This window comes from Enterobacter sp. ZOR0014 (assembly GCF_000798855.1).
GTDB lineage: Bacteria > Pseudomonadota > Gammaproteobacteria > Enterobacterales > Enterobacteriaceae > Enterobacter > Enterobacter kobei.
Genome location: NZ_JTLF01000371.1, coordinates 1 through 23,766, shown reverse-complemented (window position 1 = coordinate 23,766; position 23,766 = coordinate 1). Strand labels below are relative to the sequence as shown.

The 23,766-nt window shown below is 55.8% G+C and carries 22 protein-coding genes and 1 tRNA gene; 11 read left to right on the top strand and 12 right to left on the bottom strand.

Going from position 1 to position 23,766, the window contains the following annotated elements:
* The 4 genes from L977_RS21305 to yejF all read left to right on the top strand — a co-directional run.
* On the top strand, positions 1-1,077 hold a 1,077-nt coding region (locus L977_RS21305; protein ID WP_047626883.1), incomplete at its 5' end, for an ABC transporter substrate-binding protein.
* A 9-nt stretch (positions 1,078-1,086) separates the two neighbouring features.
* Complete coding sequence (locus L977_RS21300; protein WP_032636009.1) at positions 1,087-2,181, top strand: microcin C ABC transporter permease YejB; 1,095 nt, start codon at positions 1,087-1,089, stop codon at positions 2,179-2,181.
* The gene (locus tag L977_RS21295) at positions 2,181-3,206 is read left to right on the top strand and encodes an ABC transporter permease (protein WP_032636007.1); all 1,026 of its coding nucleotides are present in this window, start codon (positions 2,181-2,183) and stop codon (positions 3,204-3,206) included. The genes L977_RS21300 and L977_RS21295 overlap by 1 nt, the downstream gene beginning before the upstream one ends.
* Before the next feature lies 1 nt (position 3,207).
* Entirely contained in the window at positions 3,208-4,797 is a 1,590-nt protein-coding gene (yejF, locus tag L977_RS21290; RefSeq protein WP_014884589.1) for a microcin C ABC transporter ATP-binding protein YejF, read from the top strand.
* Between the two features lie 3 nt (positions 4,798-4,800).
* On the opposite strand, the gene L977_RS21285 is transcribed toward yejF, so the two are convergent.
* The 3 genes from L977_RS21285 to rsuA form a co-directional block, all read right to left on the bottom strand.
* On the bottom strand, positions 4,801-5,145 hold the full coding sequence (locus L977_RS21285) for a YejG family protein (protein WP_014884590.1): 345 nt from the start codon (positions 5,143-5,145) through the stop codon (positions 4,801-4,803).
* 279 nt (positions 5,146-5,424) lie between these two features.
* Positions 5,425-6,621, bottom strand: coding sequence for a Bcr/CflA family multidrug efflux MFS transporter (locus L977_RS21280; RefSeq protein WP_014884591.1), 1,197 nt, complete (start codon positions 6,619-6,621; stop codon positions 5,425-5,427).
* Positions 6,622-6,636: 15 nt separating this feature from the next.
* The gene (gene rsuA / locus L977_RS21275) at positions 6,637-7,344 is read right to left on the bottom strand and encodes a 16S rRNA pseudouridine(516) synthase RsuA (protein ID WP_014884592.1); all 708 of its coding nucleotides are present in this window, start codon (positions 7,342-7,344) and stop codon (positions 6,637-6,639) included.
* A gap of 151 nt (positions 7,345-7,495) precedes the next feature.
* Between rsuA and L977_RS21270 the strand changes: the two genes are divergently transcribed.
* The gene (locus L977_RS21270; RefSeq protein WP_014884593.1) at positions 7,496-9,256 is read left to right on the top strand and encodes a DEAD/DEAH box helicase; all 1,761 of its coding nucleotides are present in this window, start codon (positions 7,496-7,498) and stop codon (positions 9,254-9,256) included.
* 125 nt (positions 9,257-9,381) lie between these two features.
* Positions 9,382-9,666 carry a 50S ribosomal protein L25 gene (rplY, locus tag L977_RS21265; RefSeq protein ID WP_014884594.1) on the top strand — a complete coding sequence of 95 codons (285 nt, stop codon included), beginning with the start codon at positions 9,382-9,384 and terminating at the stop codon, positions 9,664-9,666.
* Between the two features lie 50 nt (positions 9,667-9,716).
* On the opposite strand, the gene yejK is transcribed toward rplY, so the two are convergent.
* Complete coding sequence (gene yejK, locus L977_RS21260) at positions 9,717-10,724, bottom strand: nucleoid-associated protein YejK (RefSeq protein ID WP_014884595.1); 1,008 nt, start codon at positions 10,722-10,724, stop codon at positions 9,717-9,719.
* A 134-nt stretch (positions 10,725-10,858) separates the two neighbouring features.
* Between yejK and L977_RS21255 the strand changes: the two genes are divergently transcribed.
* The 3 genes from L977_RS21255 to L977_RS21245 all read left to right on the top strand — a co-directional run bounded on the left by L977_RS21255 (position 10,859) and on the right by L977_RS21245 (position 13,014).
* Positions 10,859-11,086, top strand: coding sequence for a YejL family protein (locus L977_RS21255; protein ID WP_014884596.1), 228 nt, complete (start codon positions 10,859-10,861; stop codon positions 11,084-11,086).
* A 19-nt stretch (positions 11,087-11,105) separates the two neighbouring features.
* Positions 11,106-12,866 (top strand): LPS biosynthesis-modulating metalloenzyme YejM, encoded by a 1,761-nt coding sequence (yejM, locus tag L977_RS21250; RefSeq protein WP_023330941.1) that lies wholly within the window; start codon positions 11,106-11,108, stop codon positions 12,864-12,866.
* A gap of 71 nt (positions 12,867-12,937) precedes the next feature.
* A tRNA-Pro gene (locus L977_RS21245) sits at positions 12,938-13,014 on the top strand.
* A gap of 92 nt (positions 13,015-13,106) precedes the next feature.
* Here the strand turns inward: L977_RS21245 and L977_RS21240 are convergent.
* Complete coding sequence (locus tag L977_RS21240; RefSeq protein WP_008500962.1) at positions 13,107-13,367, bottom strand: DUF2534 family protein; 261 nt, start codon at positions 13,365-13,367, stop codon at positions 13,107-13,109.
* A 208-nt stretch (positions 13,368-13,575) separates the two neighbouring features.
* Between L977_RS21240 and eco the strand changes: the two genes are divergently transcribed.
* Positions 13,576-14,076 (top strand): serine protease inhibitor ecotin, encoded by a 501-nt coding sequence (gene eco / locus L977_RS21235; RefSeq protein WP_045134317.1) that lies wholly within the window; start codon positions 13,576-13,578, stop codon positions 14,074-14,076.
* Between the two features lie 80 nt (positions 14,077-14,156).
* Here eco and mqo read toward each other — a convergent pair whose 3' ends face one another.
* A complete protein-coding gene (gene mqo, locus L977_RS21230; protein WP_047626882.1) occupies positions 14,157-15,806 on the bottom strand; it encodes a malate dehydrogenase (quinone) in 1,650 nt (549 codons plus the stop codon).
* A gap of 187 nt (positions 15,807-15,993) precedes the next feature.
* Here mqo and L977_RS21225 point away from each other — a divergent pair, with 187 nt between their 5' ends.
* Positions 15,994-17,283: a SulP family inorganic anion transporter gene (locus L977_RS21225; RefSeq protein WP_047626881.1), complete on the top strand. Its 1,290-nt coding sequence runs from the start codon at positions 15,994-15,996 to the stop codon at positions 17,281-17,283.
* Here L977_RS21225 and mgtE read toward each other — a convergent pair.
* The 6 genes from mgtE to L977_RS21195 all read right to left on the bottom strand — a co-directional run.
* Positions 17,246-18,682, bottom strand: coding sequence for a magnesium transporter (gene mgtE / locus L977_RS21220; RefSeq protein ID WP_014884601.1), 1,437 nt, complete (start codon positions 18,680-18,682; stop codon positions 17,246-17,248). The genes L977_RS21225 and mgtE overlap by 38 nt on opposite strands.
* A 148-nt stretch (positions 18,683-18,830) precedes the next feature.
* On the bottom strand, positions 18,831-20,474 hold the full coding sequence (locus L977_RS21215) for a multidrug ABC transporter permease/ATP-binding protein (RefSeq protein ID WP_045268980.1): 1,644 nt from the start codon (positions 20,472-20,474) through the stop codon (positions 18,831-18,833).
* 69 nt (positions 20,475-20,543) lie between these two features.
* Positions 20,544-21,200: a DNA oxidative demethylase AlkB gene (gene alkB, locus L977_RS21210; RefSeq protein WP_023330945.1), complete on the bottom strand. Its 657-nt coding sequence runs from the start codon at positions 21,198-21,200 to the stop codon at positions 20,544-20,546.
* Complete coding sequence (ada, locus tag L977_RS21205; RefSeq protein ID WP_023330946.1) at positions 21,200-22,258, bottom strand: bifunctional DNA-binding transcriptional regulator/O6-methylguanine-DNA methyltransferase Ada; 1,059 nt, start codon at positions 22,256-22,258, stop codon at positions 21,200-21,202. The genes alkB and ada overlap by 1 nt, the downstream gene beginning before the upstream one ends.
* Before the next feature lie 72 nt (positions 22,259-22,330).
* Positions 22,331-23,386, bottom strand: a complete 1,056-nt coding sequence (gene apbE / locus L977_RS21200; protein WP_032635998.1) for an FAD:protein FMN transferase ApbE — start codon at positions 23,384-23,386, stop codon at positions 22,331-22,333.
* Between the two features lie 115 nt (positions 23,387-23,501).
* A partial coding sequence (locus L977_RS21195) for a porin (RefSeq protein ID WP_047626880.1) occupies positions 23,502-23,766 on the bottom strand: 265 nt, incomplete at its 5' end.

Sequence of the window (23,766 nt, the reverse complement as noted above, 5' to 3'; positions counted from 1 at the left end):
TGGAATTTCGACACCCTTCGCTATGATTACTACCTTGACGATAATGTCGCATTTGAAGCGTTCAAAGCGGGCGCCTTCGATTTACGCGTGGAGAGCAGCGCGAAAAACTGGGCGACCCGTTATATCGGCAAGAATTTCGCGAAAGGCTATATCGTTAAAGACGAGCATAAAAACGAATCCGCCCAGGACACGCGCTGGCTGGCGTTTAATATTCAGCGTCCGGTATTCGCTGACCGCCGCGTTCGGGAAGCGATTTCCCTGGCCTTTGATTTTGAATGGATGAACAAAGCGCTGTTTTACGGGGCTTACAGCCGTGCGAACAGCTATTTCCAGAATACGGAATATGCCGCGCGTGATTATCCGAAAGCCGACGAACTGGTTCTGCTGGCCCCGCTGAAGGCGGAAGTGCCGCCGGAGGTGTTTACCACGGTCTTTCAGCCCCCGGCCTCAAACGGTGACGGCTACGACCGCGACAACCTGCTTAAGGCCAGCAAGCTGCTGGATGAGGCGGGCTGGCACCTTAAAAATCAAAAGCGCGTGGATGCCAAAACGGGTAAGCCTCTCAGCTTTGAGCTGCTGCTCTCATCCGGGGGCAACGATCAGTGGGTACTGCCGTTTAAGCACAACCTGGAGCGACTGGGGATTACCATGAACATTCGCCAGGTCGATAACGCGCAGATCACCAACCGCATGCGCAACCGTGATTACGACATGATGCAGCGTCTGTGGCCGGCTCAGCCGTGGCCGAGCTCGGACCTGCAAATTTCCTGGGCTTCCAGCTACATCGACTCATCATACAATGCGCCAGGGGTAAAAAGCCCGGCGATTGATGCGCTGATTGCGAAAATAGTGGCGGCGCAGGGCGATAAAGCAAAACTCCTGCCGCTCGGCCGTGCCCTCGACAGGGTCTTAACCTGGAACTACTACATGCTGCCCATGTGGTATATGGGCGAAGACCGTCTGGCACGCTGGGATAAATTCTCCGTACCTGCCGTGCGCCCTGTCTACTCGCTGGGCTTTGACACCTGGTGGTATGACGTCAATAAAGCCGCCAGACTGCCCGCTGAGCGGCGATAAGGAATCATCATGGGTGCCTATCTGATTCGCCGTCTGCTGCTGGTCATTCCCACGCTGTGGGCCATCATCACCATTAACTTTTTTATCGTGCAAATCGCCCCCGGCGGCCCGGTCGATCAGGCGATTGCTGCTATTGAGTTTGGTAACAACGGCGGCATGCCCGGCGGCGGCGGAGAAGGCATGGGCGCGAGCCATGCGCGTACCGGCGTGGGGAATATCAGTGAAAGCCACTATCGCGGCGGGCGCGGGCTTGATCCTGAGGTGATCGCCGAGATCACCCACCGCTACGGCTTCGATAAGCCCATTCACGAGCGCTATTTCAAGATGCTCTGGGATTATATCCGCTTTGATTTTGGCGATAGCCTGTTTCGCAGTGCGTCAGTGTTAACGTTGATAAAGCAAAGCCTGCCGGTTTCGGTCACGCTGGGGCTGTGGGGAACGCTGATTATCTACCTGGTCTCTATCCCGCTCGGGATCCGTAAAGCGGTTTACAACGGCAGCCGCTTCGATATCTGGAGCAGCACCTTCATCATCATCGGCTATGCCATCCCGGCGTTCCTGTTTGCCGTCCTGCTGATCGTCTTCTTTGCCGGGGGCAGCTATTTCGACATCTTCCCGCTACGAGGTTTAGTCTCCGCCGATTTCAGCACGCTGCCGTGGTATCAGAAAATCACCGACTATCTCTGGCATATCACGCTGCCGGTTCTGGCCACGGTGATCGGTGGGTTTGCCGCTCTGACCATGCTGACCAAAAACGCGTTTCTCGATGAAATCCGCAAGCAGTATGTTGTCACGGCCCGCGCCAAAGGGGTCAGCGAGAAGCAGATTATGTGGAAACACGTCTTCCGCAACGCCATGCTGCTGGTGATTGCCGGATTTCCCGCCACGTTCATCAGTATGTTTTTTACCGGCTCACTGTTGATAGAGGTGATGTTCTCGCTCAACGGTCTGGGGCTGCTGGGCTATGAGGCCACCGTGTCGCGTGATTATCCGGTGATGTTTGGCACACTCTATATTTTCACCCTGATTGGCCTGCTGCTGAATATCGTCAGCGATATCAGCTATACGCTGGTCGATCCCCGAATTGATTTTGAGGGCCGCTGATGCCGCGTTTAAGCCCCGTCAACCAGGCCCGCTGGGCCCGTTTTCGCCACAACCGTCGCGGCTACTGGTCGCTGTGGATTTTTGCCGTCCTGTTTGTCCTGAGCATGTGTTCGGAGCTTATCGCCAACGACAAACCGCTGCTGGTGCATTTTAACGACCGCTGGTATGTGCCGGTGCTGGCTAACTACAGTGAAAGCGACTTTGGTGGCCCGTTTGCAACACCGGCGGAGTATCAGGATCCGTGGCTGCGCCAGCAGATTGAGCAGCACGGCTGGGCCCTCTGGGCGCCGGTGCGTTTTGGTGCGAACAGCATAAACTTTGCCACCACGACCCCCTTCCCTTCCCCGCCCTCGACGCAAAACTGGCTGGGGACGGACGCTAACGGTGGTGATGTGCTGGCACGCATTCTCTATGGCACAAGGATTTCAATTCTCTTTGGGCTGATGCTGACAATCTTCTCCAGCGTGATGGGCGTGGTGGCGGGTGCCGTTCAGGGCTACTACGGCGGGAAAATTGACCTGTGGGGCCAGCGTATCATCGAAGTCTGGTCCGGTATGCCAACGCTATTTTTGATCATCCTGCTGTCCAGCGTGGTACAGCCGAACTTCTGGTGGCTGCTCGGCATCACCGTTCTGTTCGGCTGGATGGCGCTGGTGGGTGTCGTGCGGGCGGAGTTCCTGCGCACCCGTAATTTCGACTATATTCGCGCCGCGCAGGCGCTTGGGGTGAGCGACCGGGGGATCATCTTCCGCCATATGCTGCCTAATGCCGTCGTGGCCACGCTCACCTTCCTGCCGTTTATTCTGTGTAGCTCCATTACCACCCTCACCTCGCTGGATTTTCTGGGCTTTGGCCTGCCGTTGGGCTCACCGTCGCTCGGCGAACTGCTGCTGCAGGGCAAGAATAACCTTCAGGCACCGTGGTTAGGCATCACCGCCTTTCTTTCCGTGGCCGTGCTGCTTTCGCTGCTGATTTTTATTGGCGAAGCCGTGCGCGATGCCTTTGACCCCAATAAGGCGGTATAAGATGACCCAGCCTCTTCTCAGTATTGATAACCTGTCGATTGCTTTCTCGAAACAGGGTGAGACGCGCACCGTGGTCACCGATTTGTCGCTGCAGATCCAGCGAGGTGAAACGCTGGCCCTGGTGGGGGAATCCGGTTCAGGTAAGAGTGTTTCAGCGCTCTCTATCCTGCGGCTGCTGCCTTCACCACCGGCGAGCTATCCGCAGGGGGATATTCTTTTTCACGGCAGTTCACTGCTTCATGCCGACGAACATACCCTGCGCGGTATTCGCGGCAATAAAATTGCCATGATCTTCCAGGAGCCCATGGTCTCTCTCAACCCCCTGCATACCCTGGAGAAACAGCTCTATGAAGTCTTGTCTCTGCACCGGGGCATGCGCAAAGAGGCTGCGCGGGGGGAAATACTGGATTGTCTTGAACGGACGGGCATACGCAATGCGGCCAAACGGCTGAATGATTTTCCGCATCAGCTCTCCGGCGGTGAACGCCAGCGAGTGATGATTGCTATGGCTCTGCTCACCCGGCCCGAACTGTTAATTGCCGACGAGCCGACGACGGCGCTGGACGTGACGGTACAGGCGCAAATATTGACGCTGCTGCGGGAGCTGCGCGACGAGCTGAACATGAGCCTGCTGTTTATCACGCACAACCTGAGTATTGTGAAAAAGCTGGCGGACAGCGTCGCGGTCATGCAAAACGGCCGATGCGTTGAACAGAATAGCGCATCCACGCTGCTGAACGCGCCACAGCACCCTTATACGCAACGTCTGCTCAACAGCGAACCTTCCGGCGACCCGGTTCCGCTCACGGCTGACAGCACTCCGCTGCTGCGCGTTGAGGATTTGTCCGTCTCCTTCCCGATCCGCAAAGGCATTCTGCGGCGTATCGTCGACCCAAACCCGGTCCTGAAAAATATCCGCTTCTCGCTGCGTCCCGGTGAATCCCTGGGGCTGGTGGGCGAATCCGGTTCGGGTAAAAGCACCACCGGTCTGGCACTGCTGCGCTTAATTGCCTCTCAGGGCGAGATCCTTTTTGACGACATGCCGCTGCACCGCTGGAACCGCCGCCAGATGCTGCCGGTGCGCCCGCGTATGCAGGTGGTGTTTCAGGATCCCAACTCCTCGCTTAACCCGCGGCTCAGCGTATTGCAGATTGTCGAAGAGGGTTTGCGCGTTCACCAGCCCGGCCTGAACGCGCAGCAGCGTGAGCAGGAGGTCATACAGGCGATGGCCGAAGTGGGCTTAGATCCCGATACCCGTCATCGTTATCCGGCGGAATTTTCCGGCGGGCAGCGCCAGCGTATCGCCATCGCCCGTGCGCTGATCCTGAAACCGGAGCTGATTATTCTGGATGAACCCACCTCCTCTCTGGACAGAACCGTCCAGGCGCAGATTCTGGCATTGCTGAAAGGACTACAGGAAAAGCATCGGCTGGCCTATATCTTCATCAGCCACGATCTGCAGGTGGTGCGGGCGCTATGCCATCAGGTGATTGTTTTGCGACAGGGTGAGGTGGTCGAACAGGGGGAATGCCAGCGCGTATTTACTGCGCCAACGCAGAGCTACACGCGCCAGCTGCTGGCAGCAGACTAGCGCTCAGAACGGGTACTGGCCGGAAAAAGGCTCAGCAATCGCAACACCAAAGTTTTTCAGACGGCAGGTGGCGGCAAATTCATCCTGGCTTTTAACAAACAGGCACGGCTCGCCTTCGCACTCCAGTACGGAGCTGTCCACTTCGATATCCGTCAGGGCCTGACTGAGACGCTCCATCACCCGCCACGCATTTTCGTCGCTTGGGCTCAACAGTTTGAGCGCCACGAGGCAATTGTCACTGCCCGCGCCGTTTTGCGGAATCGGTTCAACTTTCGAACCTGCAAAACCCGCCGACCAGCGATAGCTCTGGGGCAAGCGATGGACAATGGAGAGTTGTAATGTATTCACGTTCGTTCCCCGGAAGCAAAATTTACTTCACAATTTATTTACATTTATAGTAACACATCATCGCTAACCTGCACTATTCAGCGCTTTTTTATCGGTATAGAGGTTCGCGTCGGCGCTATATGTACCCGTTTCTGCGATCTAACTCAACCTTTTTGAATACAATGATGTGACTTTTTACATAAATAGATTTTACATAAAATAAACAAACACGGGATAAACGAACGCGGGTTTGGTTGATATGTATCAACAAAAAAGGCCCTGTCGGGCCTTATCTGCTCATCAATGAGCCGCTTTCCGTGGCCGGCTGGCATAAAGACAGAAGAGGACGGAGCTGGTTGCGCAAAACGCCATCGCCCATAGCATAGGCCAGGCCGTGGTGAAGGTCGCCATAGACAGTAATGCCCCGACGATGGCGCCAATGCCGAAGCGGAACGTCCCCGCCAGTGACGATGCGGTTCCCGCCATATGCGGGAATTCATCGAGGATCACCGCCATCGCATTTGAGGATATCATCGACACGCAGCCCACAAAGGCCGCCACGCCAATCACCAGCGCCCAGAATCCCACGCCCAGGAATGCACTGACCACCAGCCAGACAGCCATCACAAACTGGATCCACAGCCCGGCGCGGAACATGTTCAGCGCGCCGACCCGCCGGACAAAGCGGCTGTTAATAATAGTCAGTACAAACAGGAAGACGATATTGAGCGCAAAGTAATAACCGAAGTGCTGCGGAGAAACATGGTTCAGCTCGATATAAACAAACGGCCCGGCGCTCAGGAAGGAGAACATCCCGGCGAAGCTGAACCCGCTTGCCAACATATAGCTCAGCACGCGCTTGTGGCGAAACAGCGAGGCAAAGTTACCTATTGTGGTGCGAATGTGGAATTTCTGGCGGTGCTCGGCAGGAAGCGTTTCATCAATAAAGAAGAAAATCATTGCAGAGGCCAGCAGTGCGGCCAGCGCCAGGATCCAGAAAATCGCATGCCAGCTAAACCACACCAGAACCGCCCCACCGGCCATCGGAGCCACCAGCGGCGCAATCGTCGTCACCAGCATGACAAACGACATCATGCGGGAGAACTCTTCTTTCGGGTAGATATCACGCATCAGGGCGTTGATCACCACACTCGCTGCAGCAGCGGCCAGACCGTGCAAAAATCGCATGAAAATCAGATGATCGATGGTTTGCGCCAGCGCGCAGGCCACCGCCGCCCCGGCAAAGACCAGCGTTCCGCCCAGAATAACCGGTTTGCGCCCCAGGCTGTCAGCCATCGGGCCGTACAATAACTGGCCGAGAGCAAAGCCGAGAATATAGGTGCTGAGCGTCATCTGTGCGCTGCCTGCCGGTACCCCAAACTGCGCGGAAATGACCGGCAGCGCGGGCAGATACATATCAATAGACAGCGGCATCAACATGGCCAGCAGGCCAAGAATGAAGACAATTTTGAACGACGAGTGTGGCCTGGTGGTCACAGAAATCTCCTGAAATTAGTGCGAAGGCAGACCGACGCTGGCGATCTCTTCTTCCGTCAGCGGGCGATATTCGCCAGGCGCCAGGTCGGGATCGAGCGCGATTGCGCCAATACGTTCGCGATGCAGACCGACAACGCGGTTACCCACTGCGGCAAACATGCGTTTAACCTGATGGTAACGCCCTTCGCTGATGGTAAGACGGACTTCCGTCGGCGTGATCACGTCCAGCACCGCCGGTTTAGTCAGGTCTTTTTCATTATGCAGCTGAACGCCTTTCGCGAATTGCTCTGCCGTGTCATCCGCAACCGGCGACTCCAGCGTGACCAGATAGGTTTTCTCGCAGTGGTGGCGTGGGGAAGTAATACGGTGTGACCACTGCCCGTCGTCGGTCATCAGCACCAGCCCGGTGGTGTCGATGTCGAGGCGGCCCGCGGCATGCAGCTTATGTGCCACCGGTTCGTCGAGGAAATAGAGTACCGTCGGGTGATCGGGATCGTCCGTTGAGCAGACGTAGCCTTCCGGCTTGTGGAGCATGAAGTAGCGCGGGCCGTTCTGCTGGGTCAGCGGATTGCCGTCGTATTCAACCTGATGCTCAGGTTGAAGTTTGAAAGCGCTGTCTCTCACAATGTCGCCATCCACGGTAACGCGGCTGGCGCGAATTTCGCGCCCGGCAATAGCGCGGCTTACGCCGAGTTGCTGAGCGATAAACTTATCAAGTCGCATGAAATCTTTTTAGCCTTAATGGTGCTGGAAGTCGGACCGTGCGTCCGAAAAAGAAGCAGTCAGGAACGGTTCAGTATAATGGTCTGGTTGCGCCACTCAAGGGAAAAAGTTTCGTGGCATACTATATGCGGATTAACGAAACTGAGACACCATGACTTTTACACTTCGTCCCTATCAGCAGGAAGCCGTTGACGCCACCCTCGCCTGGTTTCGCAAACACCGGGAACCGGCGGCGATTGTCCTCCCGACCGGCGCAGGCAAAAGCCTGGTCATTGCCGAGCTGGCCCGCCTGGCGCGTGGCCGCGTGCTGGTGCTGGCGCACGTCAAAGAGCTGGTCGCGCAAAACCACGCCAAGTATTGCGCGCTGGGGCTGGAGGCCGATATTTTCGCCGCCGGGCTCAAGCGTAAAGAGAGCCACGGTAAGGTTGTCTTTGGCAGCGTGCAGTCGGTCGCCCGCAACCTGGATCTGTTTCGCAGCGAATTTTCGCTGCTGATTGTCGACGAGTGTCACCGCATCAGCGATGACGACGACAGCCAGTATCAGCAAATCCTCACGCACCTGAAAGAGGTGAACCCTCACTTACGCCTGCTGGGCCTGACGGCAACCCCGTTTCGCCTGGGCAAAGGCTGGATTTACCGCTTTCATTATCACGGCATGGTGCGTGGCGATGAAAAAGCGCTGTTCAGCGACTGTATCTACGAACTTCCGCTGCGCTACATGATTAAACACGGCTACCTGACGCCGCCCGAGCGGCTGGATATGCCGGTGGTACAGTACGACTTCAGCCGGTTACAGGCGCAGAGCAACGGCTTATTCAGCGAAGCGGATCTCAACCAGGAGTTGAATAAGCAAAAGCGCATAACGCCGCATATCATCAGCCAGATTGAGGAGTTTGCCGCGACGCGCAAAGGGGTGATGATCTTTGCCGCGACAGTCGAGCACGCGCGAGAAATTACCGGACTGCTCCCCGCTGACGACGCCGCGTTAATTACCGGCGAAACGCCCGGCCCTGAGCGTGACAGGTTGATTGAGGCGTTTAAAGCCCAGCAGTTCCGCTATCTGGTGAATGTTTCCGTGTTAACCACCGGTTTTGACGCCCCGCACGTCGACCTGATTGCGATTTTGCGCCCGACGGAATCCGTCAGCCTGTATCAGCAGATTGTCGGTCGTGGTCTGCGCCTGGCACCGGGCAAAACTGACTGTCTGATCCTCGATTACGCCGGTAACCCGCACGATCTTTACTCTCCCGAAGTGGGCACGCCAAAAGGCAAAAGTGACAACGTGCCGGTACAGGTGTTTTGTCCAGCCTGCGGGTTTGCCAACACCTTCTGGGGGAAAACCACCGCCGACGGCACGCTGATCGAACACTTTGGCCGCCGCTGTCAGGGCTGGTTTGAAGATGATGAAGGGCATCGCGAGCAGTGCGATTTCCGTTTTCGTTTCAAAAACTGTCCACAGTGCAACGCCGAAAATGACATTGCCGCCCGCCGCTGCCGTGAGTGCGACACGGTGCTGGTCGACCCGGACGACATGCTGAAAGCGGCGCTGAAGCTGAAAGATGCGCTGGTGCTGCGCTGTTCCGGCATGGCCTTACAGCCGGGCGCGGATGAAAAAGGCGAGTGGCTAAAAATTACCTATTACGACGAGGACGGCGCTGACGTCAGCGAGCGGTTCCGGGTACAGACGCCAGCCCAGCGCACGGCATTTGAGCAACTGTTTATTCGCCCGCATACCCGCACGCCTGGCGTGCCGCTGCGCTGGATCACCGTGGCGGATATCGTGCATCAGCAGGCGCTGCTGCGCCATCCGGATTTTGTTGTCGCCCGCAAAAAAGGCCAGTTCTGGCAGGTACGTGAGAAGGTCTTTGACTATGAAGGTCGCTACCGTCGGGCAAACGAATTGCGTGGTTAGCAGGACTTTTCATTGATGTGAGCGGCGTTTGAGTATAAAATGCCGCCCGCTTCACATCCGTGGGGCAGAACACTCACCTGCTGCTGGGTCGCCTGTAGTAGGGTTTTAAATACAGAGAGAAATCAATGTTCACTATCGAAGCAGAAGTACGTAACGTGCAGGGTAAGGGTGCGAGCCGCCGCCTGCGTACCGCTAACAAGTTCCCGGCTATCGTTTACGGTGGCGAAGCTGCTCCAGTTGCAATCGAACTGGATCACGACAAAGTATGGAACCTGCAGACCAAAGCTGAATTCTACAGCGAAGTTCTGACCATCGTTGTTGGCGGTAAAGAAGAAAAAGTGAAAGTTCAGGCTGTTCAGCGTCACGCGTTCAAGCCAAAACTGACTCACATCGACTTCGTTCGCGCGTAATCGCAAACCTGTCGAGAAAAACCCCGCTTCGGCGGGGTTTTTTATGGCGGTTATTTACCGCCCGAGGTGCGACGCTGAAGCTGATCGCGCAGGTTTGGCGGCGTGCCTTTGATGGTCAGCGTATCGGTGGCAGGATCCCAGAAGATACGTTCCCCCAGCAGCATGGCATCGAAGTTGATGGTTAACCCACCGCCGCTCCCGGCAAATTTGGTTAACTGACGCAGCGTACTGCGATCCGCTGGGAAGCTCTCTTCAAGCTCATAGCCTTTCTCTGCGGTGAACGCCTGGAAGCTGACTTCGCTGACGCCCGCCAGCTCTTTTGAGAGCGACTCCAGCTCAATCTCTTCCCCCGCCTGCAGCTGTTCGTTGCAGTAGCTGTAAACCTGCTGACGCACGTTCTGGCGTTCAGATTTATCGAGCTGCGCCTCAGCCGTAAAGTCATCTACCGCCTGCAACAACCCTTTGTTCTGCGCTTTGGCGTTAAGTCCTTCGCTGGCGCCGAGGAAATCCATAAAGAAATCGGCCACTTTGCGGCCCACACGCCCTTTCAGGAAGGTCAGGTAGCGGGTCGATTCCGGGTTGGTTTCCCACTCGGTCAAATCAATCCGCGCCACAATATCCGCATGGTTGATATCCAGATAATGCGTCGAGCTGATATCCAGTTGCTCATTCACGCGCATACTGCTCAAGTTGTTCAGTACGGTAACCAGCAGATACTCTACCGCCAGGTAGCGATAGTGGCAGAACAGGACGATGCCGCCGTCGGCGAAGGGATATTTTGCCAGCTCGTCGCGCAGACGCCCGGTGGCCGCGCGGCTAAACGCCAGGAAATCCTCTTCCCCCTGACGCTGCAGGCGCAGGCTATCAGCCAGTTCACTCTCTTCGCTGAACAGACCATAGGCTTTATTTTTGGCGCTGTAGACGCGATGCAACTCAGCCATCATTTCCACAACGGTCGCCGTGGGTTCCAGTAACGAATCGCGTAGCACCACTTCAAGGGTTTGCTCATCACGCTTGATAAGCTGGTGCAAGGCAATCTGGTTGATTTCCAGACTCATGATAAACTCTCCTTTTAGACCGGGCGGTATTCAACCACCACCAGGACATGTGTGCAACAACAGATAAAAAAGGGGAAAAAAAGCTGTTGCTACGGTAATATGTTGCCCTTTCATCAACAAACTGATTTTGATTTATGCCACAACATTCCCGCTACAGTGATGAACACGTTGAACAACTGCTCAGTGAGCTGGTCAACGTACTGGAAAAACATAAAACGCCGACCGATCTCTCCCTGATGGTTTTGGGAAATATGGTCACCAACCTTATCAACACCAGCGTTGCTCCGGCTCAGCGTCAGGCGATCGCAAAATCTTTCGCCCAGGCGTTACAGTCATCCGTCAGCAACGACCAGGCCCATTAAGGGAAACGAACAACAGTTTATGGTGACGAATCGTCAGCGCTACCGTGAAAAAGTCTCCCAGATGGTCAGCTGGGGACACTGGTTTGCCCTGTTTAACATTCTGTTAGCGGCGGTGATTGGCTGTCGTTATCTGTTTGTCGCAGACTGGCCAACCACGCTAACCGGGCGTATCTACTCCTGGATAAGCGTTGTCGGTCACTTTAGCTTTTTGGTATTCGCCACCTATCTGCTGATCCTGTTTCCTCTGACGTTTATCGTCATGTCGCAGCGTCTGATGCGGTTCTTATCCGCAATCCTTGCCACAGCAGGGATGACGCTGCTGCTTATCGACAGTGAAGTGTTCACCCGTTTCCACCTGCATCTTAACCCTATCGTCTGGGAACTGGTGATCAACCCTGACCAGAACGAAACGGCTCGTGACTGGCAGCTGATGTTTATCAGCGTCCCGGTGATCCTGCTGATTGAGATGTTGTTCGCCACCTGGAGCTGGCAAAAGCTCCGCAGCCTGACCCGACGCCGCCACTACGCGAAGCCCGTCGCCGCACTCTTTTTCATCTCATTTATCAGTTCGCACATCATGTACATCTGGGCGGATGCTAACTTCTATCGCCCCATTACGATGCAGCGTGCCAACCTGCCGCTCTCGTATCCAATGACGGCCCGTCGTTTCCTTGAGAAACACGGCCTGTTAGATGCCCAGGAGTATCAGCGTCGTCTGGTCGAACAGGGTAATCCGGAAGCGGTCAGCGTTCAGTATCCGCTGAGTGAACTGCGCTATCGCGATATGGGCCGCGGACAAAACGTCCTGCTGATTACCGTCGATGGTCTGAACTATTCCCGTTACGAGAAGCAGATGCCTGCGCTGGCCGATTTCGCGAGTCAAAACGTCTCGTTCACCCAGCATATGAGTTCCGGGAACACTACCGATGCGGGCATCTTTGGCCTGTTCTATGGCATTTCTGCCGGATACATGGATGGCGTACTGGCTGCACGCATTCCTGCGGCGCTAATTACCGGACTGAATCAGCAAGGCTATCAGTTAGGGTTGTTCTCATCCGATGGCTTTAACAGCCCACTCTACCGCCAGGCGCTGTTGTCTGATTTCTCGCTGCCTGCTGCGCAGAGCCAGTCTGATACCCAGACCGCAAACCAGTGGATAAACTGGCTGCAGCGCTACGCCCAGGAAGATAACCGCTGGTTCTCGTGGGTGGCCTTTAACGGCACCACGCTTGACGACAGCAACCAGACTGGCTTTGCCCGCCGATACAGCCGTGCGGCCAGCAATGTTGACGCGCAGATCGGCCGCGTTCTTGACGCGCTACGCGAATCAGGCAAGCTCGATAACACTGTCGTGATTGTGACCGCAGGTCATGGTGTACCGCTCGGCGACGAAACGAAGAGCATGAGCTGGTCACGCCCGAACCTGCATGTACCGCTGGTGATCCACTGGCCGGGAACGCCTGCGCAGCGCATCAATATGCTCACTGAACATAAAGATGTTATGACGACCCTGATGCAACGCCTGCTGCACGTCAGTACGCCAGCAAACGAGTATTCTCAGGGGCAGGATCTCTTCAGCGCCGCGCGCCGCCATAACTGGGTGACATCAGCAGACGGTAACACGCTGGCGGTGACCACACCGACGCTGACGCTGGTGCTGAACAGTAACGGAAATTACCAGACGTATAATCTGCAGGGTGAACGGTTGAAGGACCAGAAACCGCAGCTGAGCCTGTTGCTGCAGGTCCTGACGGATGAGAAGCGCTTTATCGCTAACTGATTAATTATAAACCAGTTAGCGACAGATTCTCTTGCATTCGAAACGGAATCGAGTAGTATCTTTTTATGCGTCGGCACGTAGCGCAGCCTGGTAGCGCACCGTCATGGGGTGTCGGGGGTCGGAGGTTCAAATCCTCTCGTGCCGACCAAAAACACATTGAAAACCAGCCTCTTATGGCTGGTTTTTTTTATGCATAAAAAAGCCACCCCGCAGGATGGCTTCCTTATCGCACGTCGGCGCTTAGTGCTTCTCACGTCCACCCAGGAAGAAAATACCCAGCGGGATGGCAAGCAGAACGGTGAAGACAAGGCTGTAAACGAAGATCATCGCCGATTGCAGAACATACATGCTGGTGGTCCAGGCGGAGAGAGGAATGTTGTACTGTTCGATAACGCCAACAATGGTCGCCCGCCCCACGCACGCGGCCGCAATCATAAACACAACCAGTAGCGCCAGGAGGAACTTGCGGCCTTCAGGTGTTTTCAGTTTTGCACGAACCATCTCTCTTCCCTTTACAGATGAATAACATTATGTGGCGTTCAAAATAACACGATCTGCCGCCAGATACCATTTCAGCACAAAAAACTGGATTTAGAGTATAAGCCAGGTTTATTACACCACTTATATTGAAAATGTAAGTAAATGACGCTAATCATTCATAAGTGTTATGCTAATCTGATTCGGCTCGTTTTGACATAAAGGAATGACAATGAAAAACGCACCTAAATTTGCCATCGCCCTGATTGCCGCGTGCATCAGCACCGGCGCTTTCGCCAGCGAAACCCAAAAAGAGCAGCCGCTGGAAAAAGTTGCCCCCTATCCGAAAGCGGACAAAGGGATGAAACGTCAGGTGATTCAGCTACCGGTTCTGCAGGACGAAGCGAACTACAAAGTGGAGCTGTTGATTGGTAAAACGCTGGAAGTGGATTGTAACCAGCACCGACTGGGCGGCCAACTGGAGAGCAAAACGCTGGAAGGCTGGGGCTACGATTACTACGTCTTCGACAAAGTGACCTCCCCCGTCTCCACCATGATGGCGTGCCCGGACGGCAAGAAAGAGAAGAAATTTGTAACGGCATATCTGGGTGATAACAGTCTGCTGCGCTATAACAGCAAGTTGCCTGTCGTGGTGTATACGCCTGAAAACGTAGAAGTGAAATACCGCGTATGGAAAGCGGATGAGAATGTCGGACAAGCGGTAGTACGTTGAAATTAAGTCGGGTGGCGGCTTCGCCTTACCCGACCTACAACACTAAAAACGGTAACGAATGTTACCGTTTTGCTTTTACCTTACAGGGCGATATCCGCAACCGGTTTGTTTTCAGCCTGAGGCTTCAGTTCCGCCTTTGGCGCAGCATCCGCTGTCTGCGGCTTCACATATTGCAACTGCAATACGCGGCTGGTGTATTCCAGCTCCTGCTCCGTCGCGTCGACATTCCCGTTCAGCTTCGTACCGTAGGATGGAATAATCGTTTTCAGCTTCGCCTGCCATTCCGGGCTGGCAACTTTATCTTTAAACACTTTTTCCATCAGGTGCAGCATGATTGGCGCAGCAGTAGATGCACCCGGTGACGCGCCCAGCAGCGCGGCAATCGTGCCATCCTTATCGCTCACCACTTCCGTACCCAGACGCAGCACGCCGCCCTCTTTCGGGTCACGCTTGATGATCTGAACGCGCTGTCCCGCCTGCCACAGACGCCAGTCTTCTTTCTTCGCCTGCGGATAGTACTCTTTCAGCGCCTCGAAGCGTTCCTCGTCAGAGAGCATCACCTGGCTGATGAGATATTTCACCAGATCGAAGTTATCCAGACCCACGTCCATCATCGGCTTGACGTTAGAGGTGGTCGTGGCGCTGAGCAGATCCCACAGGGAGCCATTTTTCAGGAACTTGGTGGAGAAAGTCGCGAACGGTCCGAACAGCACCACGCGCTTACCGTCAAGCATACGGGTGTCGATGTGCGGAACAGACATCGGCGGTGCACCGACGGAAGCCTGACCGTACACTTTTGCCAGATGACGATTCACCACTTCCGGGTTCTCGGATACCAGGAACTGACCGCCAACCGGGAAGCCAGCATAGTCGTCAGCTTCAGGAATACCGGACTCCTGCAGCAGTTTCAGCGCCGCCCCACCGGCACCAATAAAGACAAACTTCGCCTTGATGACGTGCTCGGCTTCGTTGTTTTTCAGATCGGCAACGGTCACGCTCCAGCTGTTATCCGCGTTGCGCTTAAAACCACGCACTTCGGTGCTGAGCTGCAGGTTGAAGTTCTCTTTCTTCTTCAAAGACGTCACCAGCTGACGGGTAATTTCGCCATAGTTAACGTCGGTACCAATTTCGGTCCGGGTCGCGGCCACTTTCTGGTTCGGGTCACGACCTTCCATCACCAGCGGCGCCCACTCTTTGATCTGAGCGTGGTCTTCAGAGTATTTCATCCCACGGAAGAGCGTGCTCTGCTGCAGCGCAGCGTAACGCGCGCGCAGGAAGTTGACGTTCTGCTCGCCCCACACAAAGCTCATGTGCGGTACGGTGTTAATGAAGGAGTGCGGGTCATGCATCACGCCGCTGTTGACCTGGTGAGACCAGAACTGGCGTGAGATCTGAAACGCTTCGTTGATCTCTACCGCCTTCTCGATACTAATGGAACCGTCCTTTTTCTGCGGCGTATAGTTCAGTTCCATGAGTGCCGAATGTCCGGTACCGGCGTTGTTCCAGCCGTTCGAACTTTCCTGCGCCACGCCATCAAGGCGCTCGACCATGGTCATGGACCAGTCCGGCTGAAGTTCTTGCAGATAGGTTCCCAGCGTGGCGCTCATGATACCGCCACCAATTAAAAGGACGTCCGTTTCCTGCTCTTTAGGGGTGTCAGCTTTCGCCGCCATAGAGACGGTGTTAAGCCCCACGGCCAGAGAAAAGAGCATGGCAGTCATTTTTTTCATAATTTATGCCTTAGTGTAAAAGTGCTTGATGCGTGGAAATTGCAGGTGAAAAAAGCTGCGGAGGCACGGTAACAACTTTTAAATATTGTTTAAAGGTTACGAAATTATTGTAATTGTGAAATTTAATGGTGGGTTGTTTGTAAGGAATTATCGATGTGGCTGGTAAATCGTGGGTTTACTGGCTAGTATGTGGCGTTTTGTGATCGCGCGCACGGAAGCCTGCCCTAATCTGCGAAAAGTTATGTCCTTACCCCATTCTGCTGTACCCGGCGAAGACCGCGTCACCACGGTCCTTAGCTCGCCAAAACTTCTGATGCGTGAAACGCTGGCGGGCGTCATTACCGCCCTGGCCCTGGTCCCTGAAGTGATCTCATTTTCGGTGGTTGCAGGCGTTGATCCCAAAGTCAGCCTGATCGCCTCCGTGGTGTTGTGTTTTGCTTTGTCTGTGCTGGGCGGTCGTCCGGCGATGGTCACGGCGGCGGCCGGTTCCGTGGCGCTGGTTATTGGCCCGATGGTGCACCAGCACGGCGTGCAGTACATTCTTCCGGCGGTTCTCATGGCGGGGGTGATCCAAATACTGTTTGGCGCACTGGGCATGGCAAGGCTGATGCGCTTTATCCCTCAGTCGGTGATGACCGGGTTTGTTAACGCCCTCGGCATCTTAATTTTCTTTGCTCAGGTTCCGCACTTCTGGAGCCGAAGCCCGTTAATCGTCGGCCTGTTCGTGCTCACGCTGCTTATCGTGCTGTGGGTGCCGCGCTATATCAAAAGCATCCCTTCCCCGCTGATTGCGATAGTGGTGCTCACGTTGTTCACCGTTACCAGCGGGCAAATTCTGCCGACGGTGGGTGATGAAGGCTCGATGAGTGGCGGGTTACCGGGACTGACGCAACTGCTGGTCCCCCTGAACATAGAAACGTTAAGCATTATCTGGCCGTGCGCGTTAAGCATTGCGTTCGTCGGGCTGCTGGAGTCACTGCTGACGGCGAAGCTGGTGGATGAACTGACCGTCACCCCGTCCAGTAAACGCCGTGAAAGCATCGGGTTGGGCGTGGGCAATATCCTGGCCGGGCTCTATGGCGGGATCGCAGGCTGCGCGATGATTGGACAAACCATCGTCAACGTGGAGATGGGGAAAGGCCGAAGCCGTATTTCAACGTTAGCGGCTGGCATCGTTTTACTGGTGCTGGTGACGGCGCTGAGCGACGTGATGGCTAAAATTCCGATGGCGGTGCTGGCAGGCATTATGGCGATAGTCGCCATCAAAACCTTCAGCTGGCACAGCATTCAGCCCGCAACGGTAAAAAATGCACCGGTTGCGGAAACCGTCGTGATGCTGGTGACGGTCGCCGCAACGGTATCAACCGGTAACCTGGCGATTGGCGTGCTGGGGGGGATTATCCTCATGGCACTGCTTCCCGCCCGCATTAAACGTCGTCTTAAAGCAGAAAAAGCGTTGCAAGCCCAAGAAAAATAAAGAAACCACCGGTATCGGTGATGGCAGTGATCATCACGCTCGACCCCACCGCGGGGTCGCGCCCCAGTTTGGTCATGGTCAGTGGAATAATGACCCCCATCATCGATGCCACCAGTAAATTCAGCACCATCGCCAGCATCATCACCCCGCCTAAGGCCATATCGTCATACAGCCACCAGGTGATGCCCCCCATAATGCCGCCCCACACCAGGCCGTTGATCAGCGCCACCCCCATCTCCCTGAAGATCAGAAAGGCGAAATTGCCGGGCTGAATATTTTCCAGCGCCAGCGCGCGGACGATCATCGTGATGGTCTGGTTTCCGGTGTTGCCGCCAATCCCGGCCACAATCGGCATCAATGACGCCAGGGCCACCAGCTGTGAAATGGTGTGTTCAAAGCCATCGATTACGCGGGAGGCGATAAAGGCGGTACACAAATTAATGGCAAGCCACGCCCAGCGCGTTTTCACCGCCTTACCGACGGAGGCGTGGACGTCATCTTCGGCACTGATCCCCCCGAGCGCGCGCAGGTCGTTATCGGTCTCTTCGTAGACCACGTCAACGATCTCATCAACCGTCAGACGGCCCATCAGCTTGCCGACGGAATCCACGACGGCCGCACTCACGAGGTCGTCACGTTCGAAGGTACGTGCCGCTTTTTCAGCATCGTCTTCCGGAGAGAAGACCATCGGCTCGTTTTCCATCACCTCACTGACTCGCCGCTGGGTGCTGTTAAGCAGGATCGTTTTCAGCTCCAGCTCGCCCAGCAGGGTTTTATCCCGCGAGGTAACAAACAGTTTATCGGTGTTATCCGGCATCTTGCCCAGGCGACGCAGGTAGCGCTGCACGGTACCGAGCGTGACGTCCGGACGCACCGTGATAACGCCAAACTCCATGATCGCGCCGACGCTATTTTTCTCGTAGTGCATCACCTGACGGACACGCGCGCGCTCATCGGCAGGCAGGGAGGCCAGCAGGCGACCGGTCAGGTTACGCGGCAGGTGTTGTACAAGGTAAATCTGTTCGTCGATATCCAGCGTTTGCAGCGCATCGAGGATGTCCCGGTCGCTCATCTCGTCGATCAGGTCATCCCAGACGTTTTCCGAAGCTTCAAGCAGTACCTGCCCGCGCTCGTGATCCTGCACCAGACGCCACAGGGCGTGACGCTCTTCGGAGGGAAGTGCTTCGAGCGTATCCGCCAGATCCGGCGGGGGTAAATGAGCAACCAGCGCACCTACCTCAGCAATATCGTCGGCTAAAGTGCCGACATCATATTGCTCAGCCAGGGTCAGTTTGCCTAATAACGTAGAAGTGACCGCTTTATCGGTCGTGAGAAGCCAGATGAGTCGCGCACGCTCCTGATCGCGCTGCCTGGCGCTGTTTTTCTTTAATACCGACATCAATCATAAATCCATTAAATGAGTTGGCGTTAAGCATAGCGCGAGGATATGTAAATAAGAATAAACAACGGGACGGGATGAAGAAAAAAACGGCATTACGGCCACGATCTATCCCCTCTCCCTGTGGGAGAGGGTTAGGGTGAGGGCATCAGGCCGTGCGCGCCACCGCATCACGCGAGGCCGCCTCACGCTCGTCACCGGTCAACTCGCTCAGCTTGCCATCGCGCATCTCCAGCAGACGGTCAGCGTGAATGAAGTAGTGATCGTCGTGGCTAATGGCGAAAATGGTTTTGCCCATCTCCTGCATCAGCGGCAGCAGCACCTGATAGAACTCACGGCGGAAGTGAGGATCCTGATCCGCCGCCCATTCGTCCAGCAGAATGATATCGCGCTCTTCCGCCAGCGCCAGCAGCAGCGCCACGCGCTTCTTCTGCCCTTTAGAGAGCTTCAGGTTAAGAATTTTACCGTCCTGCAGCTCCAGCTTGTGCGACATCTGCAGCTGTGCCAGCCATTTTTCCACCAGCACAGGATTGGCCTGCTGCCCTTCAGGACCGAGCAGCCGATCGAACAGCCAGACGTCGGTAAATACCGCCGAAAAGAGCTTGCGGTAGTCCTCAGGTTTCCCGGCACTCAGCGCCTTACCGTCCAGCAAAATCTCGCCCGACTGCGGCTGGTAGAGTCCGGTGAGCAGCATCGCCAGCGTGGATTTACCGCTGCCATTACCGCCGATGAGGAACAGCAGTTCGCCGCGGTGAATCGTCAGGTTGACCGGCCCCACGGAGAAGGCGTTGTCCTGATAGCGGAACGTCACGTCGCGCAGCTCCAGCGTATGCCAGTCCGGGAAGGCTTGCGGGCGAGGGAATTCCGCCTTAAATGGCGCGAGGTCGAATTTTTTGAGCTTGTTAAACGCCACCTGCGCACTCAGCAAGGTGGGCAATGCGCCGACCGCCGAGAGCAGCGGCGTGCGTAAAAACAGCAGCGTCAGTGAGTAGGTTGCCGCCACGTTGGTGTCCGCCCAGCCCAGGCTGTTCGCCATCCAGAATACCAGGCCAATGGCACCCAGCATCATGATATTTGACCAGTTCACCGCGCTCAGGTGGAAAGTATCGGCGCGGATGATGTGATGCCGATATTCGCGCGCGTCCGGGATATAGAGATGATTGAAGATATACTCGGCGCGCTCGCGGTTCAGGGTCAGCTCCTTGCGCCCTTCCAGCACCGTCTGGTAATCGTTATACAGTTTATCTTCCGTTTCGCGCAGCACCGCCATATGTTTATAGACGCGTGACACCAGCACAAAGCCGCCCCAGATGGTAATGGCAATCCACAGAGCGGTCACCGCCAGCATTTTACTGGAGAGCCAGGCAAGATAAGCCGCCGAGCCAAAGGTCAGAATGATCCCCTGCACCAGCTCCGGCAGACGAACAAACGCGATGGTGATAGCCCGCACGTCACTGGTCAGCCCCGCCAGCAGGGAGGCGCTGCCAAGTTGCTCCACCCGTTCAACCTGAGTGTCCAGGATCCGCTTGATAAATTCGCTGCGCAAACGGAAAACGAAATGGTGGCCGAGCGCGGTTAGCGCCAGCTGAGAGCCAAGCGTAACCGCCATCAACAGCAGCAGCAGGCCGAGAAACTCTGGCAAAACAGAGAGTGAGGTATCGACCATTTCAATCAACCGCACGTTAATAAACGCGATCAGGCCAATACCCAATGCGGCGCTGGCAAGGCTTAACGCCATGACGGCAATGAAGGGCCAGCGATACTGACGCCAGACAAGGAGAAGTAGTTGCATGCAGGCAATCCGGACAATAAAAATCAGCCAGCAGTGTAAACTGCCCGGCGTGTACATCAAGAATAATTCTTATTTTTGTTTACTAAACCCTGCCTGGCGAAACGTCAGGTTAAAACGGTACTCGCCAGTGAGGGGATGCACCCCGGGTTTCAGAGGCTGAATGCCGTGATAATACAGCCGCGATTCCCTGCCCCACACCACCACGTCGCCATGCTCCAGCATAATGCGTTTGAGCGGATCGTTACGGCGTAATCCGCCAAACTGGAAGACGGCAGGAAGCCCTAACGATACCGAGACGATGGGCGCGCGGAGATCGGGTTCATCTTTATCCTGATGCAGGGAGAGTTTCGCGCCAACGGCGTAGCGGTTAATCAGGCAGGCATCCGGTCGGAAGTCAGGATAATCAGCGGCAACGGCAGCCTCGTGGCAGAGAGCCTGAAAAACCGCAGGCATCGGGGGCCACGGCTGGCCGGTCGCGGGATCGTTCGGCGCATACAGGTAGCCTCGTTCATTCGTCGCCCACCCTAATTCGCCGCAGTTCGCCATGGCCACCGACATCGTGTAACCGCCCGGCGTGACCATATGGCGAAAAGGGGAAACCGCCGTCACCTCTTCTATACCCGCAAGCAGCGCCGCCGCACGGGAGAGCGCGAAGCGACGCAAAATAACCGCCCCCGGTGCCAGTGGCTCCTGCCAGGGTTCCGCATCCGCAAAAAGATCGAGCATTATCCCTCCTGGCGTTTCGCCTCACGTTTTAGCAATAGCGCTTTTCGCGCCGTCCCCCATCGGTAACCCGACAGTGCACCATCGTTACGGACAACGCGGTGACAGGGGATCACAATCGCCAGCCTGTTTGCCGCACAGGCTCCCGCGACGGCACGTACCGCGTTGGGTTGTCCAATCGCCTGCGCCACCTGCTGATAACTTGCCGTTTCACCGCAGGGAATTTCACGAAGGGCCTGCCAGACTCGCTGCTGGAACGCGGTTCCGCGTATATCCAGCGGCAGTTCAAGCGGCGCTGCGCGGTTATCAATACTGGCAATCACCTGGCGGATACGCTGCGCGAAGGCATCTTCCTGCGGCGCGGGCTCTGCTTTTGGAAACAGCGTCGCCAGCTCCCCGGCTAATTCGGCATCGTCGTCACCGAGCAATATTGCGCAAATCCCCCGCTCGCTTTCAGCGACCAGACAGCGTCCTAATGAGCAGTCATCGATGGCGTATTGCACCGCCACGTCGCCTTTGCGGTACTGTTTCGCCGTCATACCCAGCGCATCCGTGGCTTTACGATAATAGCTGCTGCTGTCGGGAAAGCCTGCGGCCAGCACGGCATCGGTAACGGTATCCCCCTGGGCAAGCGCCGTGCGCAGACGTTGACCGCGCGCCGCCTGCTGCCAGGCTTTTGGCGTCATTCCGGTGACGGACTTAAACAGCCGGTGGAAGTGAAAAGGACTCATGGCCACCTGCTGCGCCAGACCGTCCAGCGTTAACGCAGGATCCTGCTCCAGAAGGCGACAGGCGTGCTCCACTTTCGCCAGCTTCTGCTGTTGCGGATCGCGTTTATCCGGCATACAGCGCTTGCACGGGCGAAACCCTGCCTCAATGGCATGGTGAACATCAGGATAAAAGTGGACGTTTTTACGCAGGGCGTGACGTGCCCGGCAGGACGGACGACAGACAATCCCCGTCGTTTGCACGGCAAAGACAAACTGATCGTCAGCACGCGGATCGCGAGCCAGTACAGCCTGCCAGCGATCCTCATCGGTCATATAGGTTGGATTTTTCATCATCAGCTCCTCTTACAAGCATACCTGTAGCGTGCCTGAGTGCCACTGATAAAAAACCCGCAACCTTGCTTTTTAATTTTTGTCGCTCACCAGGAAACTGTTGAACTGCGGCGAGCTCCAGGTTTTAAACTCGTCGCCCTCTTTGGTGATCATGTACACCGCCAGCCCTTCCTGACGAACCACCTCTTTCGCTTTTTCCGGGCCGAGGACCATTAAGCCGGTATCCCAGGCATCGGCTTCCAGCGCCGTCGGCGCAATCACCGTCACAGAGACCAGATTATGCGCGATCGGCCGCCCGGTCTGCGGATCAATAACATGCGAGATGCGCTTCCCGTCAAGCTCGTAATAGTTACGGTAACTCCCGGAGGTGCTGATGCCATGTCCGTTGATATCGACTATCGCCTGCACGGCATTTTGCCGATCGGTCGGTTTTTGAATCGCTACGCGCCACGGTTTATCGCTGGCGTTCATGCCCCGGCTGACTAACGCACCGCCCACGGAGACCAGATAGCGCGAAATGCCTTCCTGCGTCATCAGCGCGGCAAGGTGATCCGCCGCGTAGCCTTCCCCTACCGTCGACAGATCGACAAACAGATCGGGGATATCTTTTTGCAGGTACTGTTGGCCGTACTGATTGATCACCGTCAGATGCTGCAGCCCTGTCCGGGCACGGGCATCATCAATAGCCGCCTGATCGGGCGTCGCCACCGGCTGTTTATTCGGGCCAAATCCCCAGAGGTTCACCAGCGGCCCGACGGTCACGTCCATCGCACCGTTGGTTTTATATCCCACGCGAATGGACTCGGTGACGATATCAGCCATCGCTTCACTCACCGGCCACAGAGACGTACTGGTGGAGAGGTTAAAGCGCATCAGCGCCGAGTCATTTTTGTAGGTCGACAGCAGCTGATCGTCGGCGTCCAGCTGAGCCTGGATTTTGCCGCGAAGTTCTTCCGTGCGCGTTTTATCGAGATTCATCACGCTGACGCGCCAGAAGGTGCCCATCGTTTTGCCTTCGAGCACCGTGGCAGCGGGTGCGTCAGTTTTCGCCACGGGGGCGGGATCGTTACATGCGGTCAGGAAAAAAAGCATAGCCAGAAAGCTGGCGCGTAAAAAAGTCATATCCATTCATTATTATCCTCATGCCAGGGCGGCAAGAGTACACCAAAACGGGTCAATTGTGAGATCCAAAAACACGCACAAAAAAGGGGCCATCAGGCCCCTGAGTCATACTACGACGCGATTAGAACTGGTAAACCAGACCCAGCGCGACGATATCATCAGTACCGATACCGGCCTGACGGGTGAACTCATTTTCATCAACCAGGTTGATTTTGTAATCCACGTAGGTGGACATGTTTTTGTTGAAGTAGTAAGTTGCACCCACATCAACATATTTCAGCAGATCCTGGTCGCCATACCCTTCGATGTCCTTACCTTTAGACTGCAGGTAAGCCACGGATGGACGCAGGCCGAAGTCGAACTGGTACTGAGCAACCACTTCGAAG

Bases quoted from the DNA above. Each gene is read 5' to 3' on its own strand.
- ada (WP_023330946.1), bottom strand. From the start codon at position 22,258: ATGAAAAATCCAACCTATATGACCGATGAGGATCGCTGGCAGGCTGTA.
- yejK (WP_014884595.1), bottom strand. From the start codon at position 10,724: ATGAGTCTGGAAATCAACCAGATTGCCTTGCACCAGCTTATCAAGCGT.
- apbE (WP_032635998.1), bottom strand. From the start codon at position 23,386: ATGGATATGACTTTTTTACGCGCCAGCTTTCTGGCTATGCTTTTTTTC.
- alkB (WP_023330945.1), bottom strand. From the start codon at position 21,200: ATGCTCGATCTTTTTGCGGATGCGGAACCCTGGCAGGAGCCACTGGCA.
- yejM (WP_023330941.1), top strand. From the start codon at position 11,106: ATGGTGACGAATCGTCAGCGCTACCGTGAAAAAGTCTCCCAGATGGTC.
- L977_RS21240 (WP_008500962.1), bottom strand. From the start codon at position 13,367: ATGGTTCGTGCAAAACTGAAAACACCTGAAGGCCGCAAGTTCCTCCTG.
- yejF (WP_014884589.1), top strand. From the start codon at position 3,208: ATGACCCAGCCTCTTCTCAGTATTGATAACCTGTCGATTGCTTTCTCG.
- rplY (WP_014884594.1), top strand. From the start codon at position 9,382: ATGTTCACTATCGAAGCAGAAGTACGTAACGTGCAGGGTAAGGGTGCG.
- L977_RS21295 (WP_032636007.1), top strand. From the start codon at position 2,181: ATGCCGCGTTTAAGCCCCGTCAACCAGGCCCGCTGGGCCCGTTTTCGC.
- eco (WP_045134317.1), top strand. From the start codon at position 13,576: ATGAAAAACGCACCTAAATTTGCCATCGCCCTGATTGCCGCGTGCATC.
- mqo (WP_047626882.1), bottom strand. From the start codon at position 15,806: ATGAAAAAAATGACTGCCATGCTCTTTTCTCTGGCCGTGGGGCTTAAC.
- L977_RS21270 (WP_014884593.1), top strand. From the start codon at position 7,496: ATGACTTTTACACTTCGTCCCTATCAGCAGGAAGCCGTTGACGCCACC.
- mgtE (WP_014884601.1), bottom strand. From the start codon at position 18,682: ATGTCGGTATTAAAGAAAAACAGCGCCAGGCAGCGCGATCAGGAGCGT.
- L977_RS21300 (WP_032636009.1), top strand. From the start codon at position 1,087: ATGGGTGCCTATCTGATTCGCCGTCTGCTGCTGGTCATTCCCACGCTG.
- L977_RS21215 (WP_045268980.1), bottom strand. From the start codon at position 20,474: ATGCAACTACTTCTCCTTGTCTGGCGTCAGTATCGCTGGCCCTTCATT.
- rsuA (WP_014884592.1), bottom strand. From the start codon at position 7,344: ATGCGACTTGATAAGTTTATCGCTCAGCAACTCGGCGTAAGCCGCGCT.
- L977_RS21225 (WP_047626881.1), top strand. From the start codon at position 15,994: ATGTGGCGTTTTGTGATCGCGCGCACGGAAGCCTGCCCTAATCTGCGA.
- L977_RS21255 (WP_014884596.1), top strand. From the start codon at position 10,859: ATGCCACAACATTCCCGCTACAGTGATGAACACGTTGAACAACTGCTC.